This is a genomic window from Bacillus cihuensis (genome assembly GCF_000504145.1).
GTDB classification, from domain to species: domain Bacteria; phylum Bacillota; class Bacilli; order Bacillales; family DSM-1321; genus Peribacillus; species Peribacillus huizhouensis.
Genome location: NZ_AYSD01000030.1, coordinates 1 through 10,717 on the forward strand (window position 1 = coordinate 1; position 10,717 = coordinate 10,717).

The window sequence follows — 10,717 nt, forward strand, 5'->3', positions numbered from 1 at the left end:
GTGAGAGTAGGACGCCGCCAAGCTGATATTTAATAATATTTTGTATAATTTCTTAAATGATGGATATACTATTATTAAGTAATAATTTTATCGTCGCGGGGTGGAGCAGTCCGGTAGCTCGTAGGGCTCATAACCCGAAGGTCGCAGGTTCAAATCCTGTCCCCGCAATTATAAAAAAAGCGAAACTTAGGTTTCGCTTTTTTTATTGTCTAAATGAATTGAGATTTATTTGTCCTCACTTAACCTCAGTAGTTTCAAGAATTATTAACATGTGGATAACTAATTAATAATTTTTTATCCAGCATTAACAATCAGTGGCGGATGAAGAAAACCCCCACTGATTAAATTAAGACGGTTCAGATAAACTAGGTATAGTAGATGTTTGTTTTGTCTTACATAATTTCATGAAACCTGTAACATGTTAACTAAAAAGGTTAACAACGAAAAACGTACATTGTAGATACCTAGTTTGAATCGAAAAATTATCCACAGAGTTAAATATTAAGAATTGTTCATTTCGATTTGTGGATAACTAAAGATCGGTTTACTTCTCAATAATGGTGTCCAAATATTGCTAGGTTATCTTGAACAAACAGCCTTCAAAGTAAAGAGATAGTGAAATGGATTTTTAATTCTGGAGAAAATGGTGCTCACAGTAAAGGTTCTTCATATAGTCTTGTACTTTTCTTGTTTGTGTCTTGTTTTGAAAAAAGGTAAACTACTAATAGGATAATGAACAGCTATGTGTTTAGCTGATTGGCTTTTTTGAGGTGATAGTATAGATGGAGCAGAAGTTTGAATGGGTTTCTGGAAGTGAATTGGAGACAGTAAGTTTTGCTAGTGCTTTGGCGGAGAAGCTTAATGCTGGAGATGTTTTGGCTTTAGAAGGGGATCTTGGAGCTGGCAAAACAGCTTTTACCAAAGGGCTTGCAAAAGGGTTGGGCGTTAAGCGGAATGTAAATAGTCCGACATTTACGATAATAAAAGAATATATGGGCCGTTTACCGTTGTATCATATGGATGTATATAGAGTGAGCGGAGAAGAAGAGGATCTTGGCTTTGACGAGTATTTCGAGGGAGAGGGAGTGACTGTTGTTGAATGGGCCCATTTAATTCAAGAGCAGCTTCCTGAAGACATATTAACAATTCAGATTTTTAGACTGGGTGATTCAAAAAGGCAAATTGTATTACAGCCTTCTGGAACTCGGTATGTTGAGTTATGTAAGGAGATTATTTCATGAAGGTATTAGCGATTGATACATCGAATTTTACATTAGGAATAGCTTTAACCGATGGAGACCAAGTGGTTGGGGAGTATGTTACAAACCTAAAGAAAAATCATTCTTTACGTGTAATGCCGGCCATTGAATCACTATTAAGAGATTGTGATACGAAGCCGTCTGAATTGGAGAAAATTGTCGTAGCAAAAGGACCTGGTTCATATACTGGGGTTAGAATAGGCGTTACTATTGCTAAAACCCTTGCTTGGACATTAAATATTCCTTTGGTTGGAATTTCGAGCCTAGAGGCTCTGGCAGCAAATGGCCGTTATTTCAATGGGATGATATCTCCTTTATTCGATGCGCGCCGTGGACAAATTTATACAGGATTGTATCAATTTACTGAGAGTGGTTTAGAGAGTTGTAGTGAGGATAAAAATATCTTGGCAGTTGAATGGGCACAGAAACTTAAAGAGTTGAACATACCTGTATTATTTGTCGGTCAAGATATTATGATTCATGCTGACACGCTTAAAGAAGTATTAGGTGAAAAAGCTTATTTTATTCCAGCACAAGCGTATAACCCAAGACCTGCTGAGCTGGCGTTTTTAGGAAGAGATAAGGTTCAAGAGGACGTTCATATGTTTGTCCCGAATTATGTGAGAATGGCAGAGGCAGAGGTTAAGTGGTTAGAGCAACAGAATAAATAGATAAAAATTCTAAATGGAAGAGACCGGTTGCGATGAGTAAAACGATGACGTTTCGATTAATGAGAACAGAAGATATCGACCAAGTTTTGATTGTAGAGAGACAGTCCTTTACGTTGCCTTGGAGCAGGGAAGCTTTCTATAATGAATTGAATCATAATCAATATGCAAAGTATCTGGTTATTGAGGATGAAGGAAAGATTGCCGGATATTGCGGCGCGTGGATCGTTATTGATGAAGCCCATATTACCAATATAGCTATTTTGCCTGATTATCGGGGGCTCAAGCTTGGTGAAGAACTACTTCGGAAGATGATTGATGTTGCTTTAAGTATGGGAGTTATTCGGATGACGCTTGAAGTACGTGTTAGCAATATAGTTGCCCAGTCGCTTTATAAGAAGCTTGGGTTTCAAACTGGAGGCATTCGTAAAAACTATTATACCGACAACCAGGAAGATGCATATGTAATGTGGGTGAATTTAACGTGAAAAAAGATCAACTTATCTTAGGAATAGAAACGAGCTGCGATGAAACCGCAGCAGCCGTTATTAAAAATGGAACCGATATTCTTAGTAATATCGTTGCTTCTCAAATTGAAAGCCATAAGCGATTTGGTGGGGTTGTTCCTGAAATTGCATCAAGGCATCATGTGGAGCAGATTACTCTTGTATTGGAAGAGGCGTTGCGGGAAGCAGATGTTACTTATGCCGACCTTGACGCTATTGCTGTCACTGAAGGCCCAGGTCTTGTGGGTGCATTATTAATAGGAGTAAACGCAGCAAAGGCAGTGGCGTTCGCACACAGCATTCCTTTAGTAGGTGTGCATCACATTGCAGGACATATTTATGCCAATCGGCTAATTAAAGAGATTCAGTACCCGGCACTTTCGCTAGTAGTTTCAGGGGGACATACAGAGCTTGTACTGATTGAACGTCCAGGGCATTTTAAGGTAATAGGTGAGACGCGAGATGACGCAGCTGGAGAAGCGTATGATAAAGTGGCTAGAACTTTGCATTTGCCTTATCCAGGTGGTCCACATATAGATCGATTGGCTCAGGAAGGGGATCCTACTTCTGTTCCACTACCAAGAGCGTGGCTTGAAGATTCTTATGATTTTAGCTTTAGCGGTTTGAAATCAGCTGTAATTAATACGATTCATAATGCAGAGCAGCGTGGTGAAACCATTAAGCCTGAAGATTTAGCAGCAAGCTTTCAGCAAAGTGTGATTGATGTGTTAGTTAAGAAAACGGTCAGGGCAACTCAGGAGTATGGTGTTAATCAAGTTCTTTTGGCTGGTGGAGTAGCTGCGAATAAGGGCCTTCGTAAGGCCCTTGCTAAGGCATTTGAAGACATTGCGAATACTGAATTGATTATTCCTCCTCTATCTCTCTGTACAGATAATGCCGCAATGATTGGAGCGGCAGGGAGTGTGTTATTTGAAAACGGAAAAAGATCTGGCATGGCGATGAATGGAAATCCAGGTTTAGATATTGAAACGATTTAATTGGAAAAGGTGAGTTAGCATAAAAGGCAGCTCACCTTTTTTATCGACTTTTTAGCAAGAAAACACCCTTTTCAAGTCACTTTAAATTTTTGTGAGAAAATTAAGTGGACATTAGTACAAGAATTATCTGTGGATAATCATCTAAAAAGTAAAATTATCCACAAGTAAGCGCATTAATGTTTAAAATTATAGAAAATTCCATCATTTGTGGATAACTATTCTTTGGATATGTGTATAACCATGTGATTTTGTGGGTAAGTATGTGTAGTTCTGTGGATATTGTGGAAAAGGTTTATGAAACCAGGAATAATAACGTTGATAATGTGGATAAGGTTGTGGATGATTGGGAAAAAGACAAAGAGGGTGAGAAGTATGGGAAAAGGAACGATAGTGAAGCTTTCAATGAATAGAATAATTATTGCAGTTTTGTTTGTATCGGTTGTGCTTCTCGTTGCATTTGGCTTTCTTTATATATGGTTACACGGAAGTTTGGAAGTTCGTGTTACTTTAACCAGTTTGCTACTGTTCGTAGTTTCATATATTATCTTAATCTGCTTCCACGAAGCATTGCACTTGATAGCTTTTCATTGGATTGGTCATGTAGAATGGACAAAACTGAAATATGGCGTGAATTGGAAGCTTGGAATAGCGTACGCACATTCTACGATGCCTATTACTGTAAAGCAGATGAAGTGGGTTTTGTTTATGCCGTTTGTTCCAACTGCTGTCATACCTTTGCTGTTTGGTTTAATCTTTAAATCACCTAGTTTTCTTTTGCTAGGCATCTTGATGGTGGCAGGCTGTATAGGGGATTATGCGCTTTATCAAAAGCTAAAGCCATTTTCTAATAAGGCTAAAGTAATCGATCACCCGACAAAACCACAATGTACGGTCTATGAATAAAAGCATCTGTCAAATATAAAAGGTCAGACCCCACATCTACAATATCGTTTAAGTAAAGTGTAACTGACACATTAAACGGTTCATAGAGAGTGAGGTCTGACTCTTTTGCGATACTCTAATAAGAATAGTTAAATTCGGTATTTACATGCCATCTTCGTGTCTTATTCCGCAAGCTCCGCCCATTCTTCAAGAAGTAGATCAAGTTTTGTCTGAACACGATCAAGTTCTGTTTGGATTGTGAGTACTTTTTCGTGATTTTGAAATACATCAGGGTCACAGAGAAGCTCGTTATAGTGCTCAACTTCGCTCTCAAGCTTTTCCATTGTTGCTTCAATTTCTTCAATACGGCGTTTACGCTGACGCTCTGCCTTTTTCGCTTCTTTATCCACTTTAAAAGACGATTTGTCTGCTGGTTGTTCTAGGTTTGCGCCATTTTGATTCCGTTCAAATTCTTGAATCTCTAGTTGTTCTTGCTTTTTTTCAACATAATAATCATAATCACCGAGAAATTCCTCGCTTCCGACTTTGGAAAGCTCAATGACTTTAGTGGCAATTCTATTAATAAAGTATCGGTCATGTGAAACGAAAAGGATCGTACCGGGATAATCAATCAAGGCATTTTCTAGAACGAGTTTACTGTCAAGATCAAGATGGTTAGTAGGTTCGTCCAGAATAAGAAAATTCCCTTTCTCCATCATCATCTTCGCCAAAGCCAATCTTGCTTTCTCTCCACCGCTTAGGGTTGAGACAGTTTTCAATACTTCATCACCCGTGAATAGAAAATTACCAAGAATCGTCCGAATTTCTTTCTCAGGTACAGCAGGGTGCTCGTCCCAAAGTTCATTAAGCACACGTTTATTAGAAACAAGGTTCGCTTGTTCCTGATCATAGTAGCTGACTTGAACATTTGTGCCAAAACGAATGTCACCATGTATAGCTGCTAGTTTTCCAATAATCGTTTTTAATAAAGTCGATTTTCCGACTCCGTTTGGACCAACAAGAGCAAGGCTGTCTCCTTTTGAAATCTTCATTGAGATATTCTGAGAAACACAAGCGTCATCATAGCCAATTGCCAAGTCTTGAATGGAAAGAACGTCATTGCCACTTTGCCTTTCTATTTGAAAAGAGAAAGATGCGGATTTTTCGTCACCTTGAGGTCGATCCATTACATCCATTTTTTCTAACTGCTTCCGCCTGCTTTGGGCTCTTTTTGTAGTAGAGGCTCTTGTAAGGTTTCGTTGGACGAAATCACGTAGCTTTTCGATCTCTTCTTGCTGTTTTTCAAATAGTTTCATGTCACGCTCGAAGTCTTCTGCCTTTTTCACGAGATAATTGCTATAATTACCATGATACTTCTTGATAGCATTACGCGAGATTTCATAAACTTGATTCACAACTTTATCTAAAAAGTAGCGGTCATGAGATACAATAAGTACAGCACCATGATAACTTTGGAGATATTGTTCTAGCCATGATAATGTTTCAATATCAAGATGGTTTGTCGGTTCATCCAAAATTAAAATATCAGGCTTGGTCAAAAGCAACTTTCCAAGAGCCAATCTTGTCTTTTGACCACCGCTCAAACTGTGAATCAATGTAGAACGGTCAAAGTCTGCAAACTGAAGTCCATGAAGGACGGAGCGGATATCAGCTTCGTATTGATAACCACCTTGCTCCTTGAATTGCACTTGCAACGTATCATATTCAGAAAGGACCTTTTGATAAAAGAGTTCATTTTCAAATGTTTCGGGCTGAGACATCGTTTTTTCTAGTCTGCGCAGCTCCTTTTCTTTGGAAATAAGATCCTCATATACAGTTAGCATTTCATCCCAGATGGAAAGCTCCGATTCAAGCCCGGTATCTTGTGCTAAATACCCAATAGATACACCCTTTGGTTTGATTAATTCACCACCATCAAAGGAAAGATGTCCAGCAATGATCTTCAATAATGTGGACTTACCTGCACCATTTCTGCCGACTAATGCAATTCTATCTTTATTTTGAACTTCGAGCTTCATATTTGATAAGATAAGTTCAGCTCCGTAATACTTAGATAATTGATTGATTTGTAATAAAATCATGATTTCACCTCGATTGCGTTATCCATAGTGTAACGTATCATGGTATTTAACGGCAATAGATGTACTTGTATAAAGTGAAACTTCAATTAGTAAGCTTTTCTTTTATCGCCGCTTTGAGGTAGGGGTCTTACGGCCCGTTAATGCGGGATATAGCATTCGTATAAGGAAATTAAACAAAGTTGTTACAAATAAAGCATTATAGTGTATGATTTAAAAAGAGCACTTCTCTTAGAAAAGGTCGACAGGAAACGATAAATTCCTGATGAACAAAAAGGTACAAGCATTGAAATGATAACGCTACCAGATAGATCTTTCACTGCTAATGCCAAATGATATGAAATGTGCAACTCAAGCATGAAATATTGAACGTTTTGACTTCTAAATGAAGAAATAGCACATGCGAAAGCGGGGAAAGTAATGATGCAAGAACCAATGAAGATTCCGCAAGCAACTGCCAAACGGCTGCCCTTATATTATCGTTTTTTAAAAAATCTATATTCTGCCGGTAAACAAAGAGTATCATCTGCGGAATTAAGTGAAGCGGTTAAAGTTGACTCCGCTACGATCCGCAGAGACTTTTCTTATTTTGGAGCCTTGGGTAAAAAAGGCTATGGATATAATGTGAATTATCTATTATCATTTTTTCAAAAAACTTTAGACCAAGATGATCTAACTCAAGTTGCATTAATAGGAGTTGGTAATTTAGGGACGGCTTTTCTAAACTATAATTTCTTGAAAAATAATAATACAAAAATTGCGATGGCATTTGATGTAGATCCAGAGAAGGTTGGAAAACGGGTAGAAGATGTGTATGTCCATCATATGGATGAAATCAAAGAACGATTGAAAGAAGAAAATATTGCGGTTGCGATATTGACTGTACCGGCATCAGTTGCTCAGCCAATTACGGATCAATTGATACAAGCAGATATTCGCGGTATTTTGAATTTCACACCTGCTAGATTAAATGTACCGAGTACGGTTCGGATTCATCATATCGACCTTGCCGTGGAATTACAGTCTCTTATTTATTTTTTGAAGAATTATACAGATTCAGAAGATAGTATAGAAGAATAATAAACACGCTGCTCGATTCTTTCATCCGGCAGCGTGTTTTCCATTCTATTACTTTTTCTTGTTTTTTTGTATGGCTTTAATCTTAGAATGAAGAATAAGCATTCTTACACCTGAACCGAAGTCAATAGTGGCTAGGCCGACAAGAAAATAAGAAAAGAAGCCCCAGCCGTTTGATGAGACCGATTGAATCGCAAATACGGTAAATAGAACACCTAATGCGATATAGATGATACCAATTGATAAAGGTGATTGACGTTTCATAAAAACCCTCCGATAAATGCTTGCGCTTTTTCCAAGGAATCCAAGTGTTTTTCAAAATTCAACTGAACGATGACGACAAGTGTATTCATCGCTACGTGTGCGAATATGGGAACGAGAATTCGATTGGTCTTTATATATAGATATGCAAAGGTAAAACCCATTGCGGAGTATAAGAGAATATGCTCGGGCTCAAAATGAGCAAAACCGAAGATGACTGAACTAATAAGTGCTGATAGGAAGAAGTTCAATCGTTTATAAAGAGTGCCGAAGATAATTTTTCGGAAAATGATTTCTTCCAGGATGGGTCCTACAATAGAGGTCACAAGCATCACGATTGGAAATTGGGTGATTAGTTTCAAAATTTGCTCTGTATTTTGTGAATTCTGTTCAATGCCAATTGACTTTTCCAACAGTCCAGCTATTGATTGTGCAAACATGGCAAGGAAGATGCCGCCAAATCCCCAAATAATGGAAATGGGTATCGTAGTCTGATTACGCAGATCCTTCGTGCGCATCTCGTTTCGCATAAAAAATAGGCTAAATATAAGTGCGACAATGAAGCTGAAAACGATCCAATAGGCTCCAATTAACACTTTTAGTTCATTTGTTAACTCAACACCAGCAGAAACGGCAAACAACGCTATCATATCGACAGCCAATCCACCTGACAGCTGCATAATGACATATGTAATGATGACAAACCAATATTCTTTTTTCAACAAGATATCTCCTTTAATCTAAGGTATATGATCATTTTATGAATATAAAAAGAAGATAAGACCACACACACTAATTAGGCAACGTGTGCTGTATACGAAAACTTATACGCATCTTATTAAGAAAAGGGTATCAAAAAAAACTAGATAACTCCAATTATACGTACGAAAGAATTTCCATGAGAATTAGTATTCCCGTCTGCTAAATAAAATTAATAGTAAAATTTACAATAGAATTACTTGCAAAAGAACTTGCTTTTATTTAATATAATAATTGTGTTAGCACTCGATTGTGGTGAGTGCTAATAATTGAGGAAACCATATATCAACACAATTTGAGGAGGGTGTTTCACTTGTTAAAACCATTAGGTGATCGCGTTATTATTGAACTAGTTGAATCTGAGGAGAAAACTGCAAGCGGTATTGTACTTCCAGATACTGCAAAAGAAAAACCGCAAGAAGGTAAAGTCGTGGCTGTTGGTAATGGCCGTATTCTTGAAAATGGTGAACGTGTAGCTTTAGAGGTTGCTCAAGGCGATCGTATTATCTTCTCAAAATATGCTGGTACTGAAGTAAAATATGATGGTACAGAATACTTAATCTTACGCGAAAGCGATATTTTAGCTGTAATCAGCTAATCACATACAAACATAACTGAACGAAAACCATTTAAAAATATTAGGGAGGGTTTTATACATGGCTAAAGATATTAAATTCAGTGAAGACGCTCGCCGTGCAATGCTGCGTGGAGTAGATGCACTTGCAAATGCGGTTAAAGTAACATTAGGACCAAAAGGACGTAACGTAGTTCTTGAGAAAAAATTTGGTTCACCACTTATCACAAATGATGGTGTAACAATCGCAAAAGAAATCGAACTTGAAGATGCATTTGAAAACATGGGTGCAAAATTAGTTGCTGAAGTAGCGAGCAAAACAAATGATGTTGCTGGTGACGGTACAACTACAGCTACAGTTCTTGCTCAAGCGATGATCCGTGAAGGACTTAAAAACGTTACAGCTGGTGCTAACCCAATGGGTATCCGTAAAGGAATCGAGCAAGCAGTAAATGTAGCGACTGAAGAGTTAAAAGCGATCTCTAAACCAATCGAAAACAAAGAAAGTATTGCACAAGTAGCTGCGATTTCTTCTGCTGACGAAGAAGTTGGTCAATTAATCGCTGAAGCTATGGAGCGTGTTGGAAACGACGGCGTAATCACAATCGAAGAATCAAAAGGTTTCACAACGGAGCTTGATGTTGTTGAAGGTATGCAATTCGACCGTGGCTATGCATCTCCATACATGGTTACTGATTCAGACAAAATGGAAGCTGTCCTTGACAACCCATATATCTTAATCACTGACAAAAAAATCACAAACATCCAAGAAATCCTTCCTGTGCTTGAACAAGTAGTTCAACAAGGTAAACCACTATTGATGATTGCTGAAGATGTTGAAGGTGAAGCACTTGCAACACTTGTTGTGAACAAACTTCGTGGAACATTCAACGCAGTAGCTGTTAAAGCACCTGGATTCGGAGATCGCCGTAAAGCGATGCTTGAAGATATCGCTGCACTTACTGGCGGAGAAGTGATCACAGAAGAAGTTGGTCTTGATCTTAAATCGGCTACAATCGAATCATTAGGACGCGCTGCTAAAATCGTTGTTTCTAAAGAAAACACAACAATCGTTGAAGGCGCTGGAGATTCTGCTCAAATCCAAGCTCGCGTAAACCAAATCCGTGTTCAATTAGAAGAAACAACTTCTGAATTCGACCGTGAAAAATTACAAGAGCGCCTAGCTAAATTAGCTGGTGGAGTAGCAGTTATCAAAGTGGGTGCTGCAACTGAAACAGAATTAAAAGAACGTAAACTTCGTATCGAAGACGCATTAAACGCTACTCGTGCAGCGGTTGAAGAAGGAATCGTAGCTGGTGGTGGTACTGCTTTCCTAAACGTATACAGCAAAGTTGCTGAAATTCAAGCTGAAGGTGACGTAGCAACGGGTATCAACATCGTTCTTCGTGCAATCGAAGAGCCTGTACGCCAAATTGCTCACAACGCTGGACTTGAAGGATCAGTAATCGTAGAGCGCCTAAAAGGAGAAACAGTAGGCACAGGATTCAATGCTGCAAACGGCGAATGGGTAAACATGATCGAAGCTGGTATCGTTGACCCTACAAAAGTAACTCGTTATGCACTACAAAACGCAGCATCTGTTGCAGCTATGTTCTTAACAACTGAAGCAGTTG

11 protein-coding genes and 1 tRNA gene are annotated in these 10,717 nt (G+C 38.4%); 9 read left to right on the top strand and 3 right to left on the bottom strand.

Going from position 1 to position 10,717, the window contains the following annotated elements; genetic code table 11:
- The first annotated feature begins 94 nt into the window (after positions 1-94).
- The 6 genes from V179_RS0105285 (at position 95) to V179_RS0105310 (ending at position 4,334) form a co-directional block, all read left to right on the top strand.
- Positions 95-168 (top strand) — tRNA-Met (locus tag V179_RS0105285).
- A gap of 614 nt (positions 169-782) precedes the next feature.
- A complete protein-coding gene (tsaE, locus tag V179_RS0105290) occupies positions 783-1,241 on the top strand; it encodes a tRNA (adenosine(37)-N6)-threonylcarbamoyltransferase complex ATPase subunit type 1 TsaE (RefSeq protein ID WP_028390601.1) in 459 nt (152 codons plus the stop codon).
- Complete coding sequence (gene tsaB, locus V179_RS0105295; RefSeq protein ID WP_028390602.1) at positions 1,238-1,930, top strand: tRNA (adenosine(37)-N6)-threonylcarbamoyltransferase complex dimerization subunit type 1 TsaB; 693 nt, start codon at positions 1,238-1,240, stop codon at positions 1,928-1,930. The genes tsaE and tsaB overlap by 4 nt, the downstream gene beginning before the upstream one ends.
- Positions 1,931-1,962: 32 nt before the next feature.
- Complete coding sequence (rimI, locus tag V179_RS0105300) at positions 1,963-2,415, top strand: ribosomal protein S18-alanine N-acetyltransferase (RefSeq protein ID WP_028390603.1); 453 nt, start codon at positions 1,963-1,965, stop codon at positions 2,413-2,415.
- Positions 2,412-3,431 carry a tRNA (adenosine(37)-N6)-threonylcarbamoyltransferase complex transferase subunit TsaD gene (tsaD, locus tag V179_RS0105305; protein WP_034300720.1) on the top strand — a complete coding sequence of 340 codons (1,020 nt, stop codon included), beginning with the start codon at positions 2,412-2,414 and terminating at the stop codon, positions 3,429-3,431. The genes rimI and tsaD overlap by 4 nt, the downstream gene beginning before the upstream one ends.
- Positions 3,432-3,803: 372 nt before the next feature.
- The gene (locus V179_RS0105310; RefSeq protein ID WP_034300717.1) at positions 3,804-4,334 is read left to right on the top strand and encodes a DUF3267 domain-containing protein; all 531 of its coding nucleotides are present in this window, start codon (positions 3,804-3,806) and stop codon (positions 4,332-4,334) included.
- Between the two features lie 161 nt (positions 4,335-4,495).
- Here V179_RS0105310 and V179_RS0105315 read toward each other — a convergent pair whose 3' ends face one another.
- A complete protein-coding gene (locus tag V179_RS0105315) occupies positions 4,496-6,415 on the bottom strand; it encodes an ABC-F family ATP-binding cassette domain-containing protein (protein WP_028390606.1) in 1,920 nt (639 codons plus the stop codon).
- A gap of 417 nt (positions 6,416-6,832) precedes the next feature.
- Between V179_RS0105315 and V179_RS0105320 the strand changes: the two genes are divergently transcribed.
- Entirely contained in the window at positions 6,833-7,492 is a 660-nt protein-coding gene (locus V179_RS0105320; protein ID WP_028390607.1) for a redox-sensing transcriptional repressor Rex, read from the top strand.
- A gap of 48 nt (positions 7,493-7,540) precedes the next feature.
- Here the strand turns inward: V179_RS0105320 and V179_RS0105325 are convergent, their stop codons facing one another.
- A complete protein-coding gene (locus tag V179_RS0105325; RefSeq protein WP_028390608.1) occupies positions 7,541-7,753 on the bottom strand; it encodes a YdiK family protein in 213 nt (70 codons plus the stop codon).
- A complete protein-coding gene (locus V179_RS0105330) occupies positions 7,750-8,472 on the bottom strand; it encodes a CPBP family intramembrane glutamic endopeptidase (RefSeq protein ID WP_028390609.1) in 723 nt (240 codons plus the stop codon). Before V179_RS0105330 ends, V179_RS0105325 begins: the two co-directional genes overlap by 4 nt.
- Before the next feature lie 350 nt (positions 8,473-8,822).
- Here V179_RS0105330 and groES point away from each other — a divergent pair, with 350 nt between their 5' ends.
- Complete coding sequence (groES, locus tag V179_RS0105335; RefSeq protein WP_028390610.1) at positions 8,823-9,107, top strand: co-chaperone GroES; 285 nt, start codon at positions 8,823-8,825, stop codon at positions 9,105-9,107.
- Between the two features lie 58 nt (positions 9,108-9,165).
- Positions 9,166-10,717, top strand: a 1,552-nt coding sequence (gene groL, locus V179_RS0105340; protein ID WP_028390611.1) for a chaperonin GroEL, incomplete at its 3' end; no start/stop codon positions are given.

Coding starts and splice junctions, on each gene's coding strand:
- V179_RS0105310 (WP_034300717.1), top strand. CDS start 3,804: ATGGGAAAAGGAACGATAGTGAAGCTTTCAATGAATAGAATAATTATT.
- V179_RS0105315 (WP_028390606.1), bottom strand. CDS start 6,415: ATGATTTTATTACAAATCAATCAATTATCTAAGTATTACGGAGCTGAA.
- V179_RS0105325 (WP_028390608.1), bottom strand. CDS start 7,753: ATGAAACGTCAATCACCTTTATCAATTGGTATCATCTATATCGCATTA.
- tsaB (WP_028390602.1), top strand. CDS start 1,238: ATGAAGGTATTAGCGATTGATACATCGAATTTTACATTAGGAATAGCT.
- tsaE (WP_028390601.1), top strand. CDS start 783: ATGGAGCAGAAGTTTGAATGGGTTTCTGGAAGTGAATTGGAGACAGTA.
- V179_RS0105320 (WP_028390607.1), top strand. CDS start 6,833: ATGATGCAAGAACCAATGAAGATTCCGCAAGCAACTGCCAAACGGCTG.
- rimI (WP_028390603.1), top strand. CDS start 1,963: ATGAGTAAAACGATGACGTTTCGATTAATGAGAACAGAAGATATCGAC.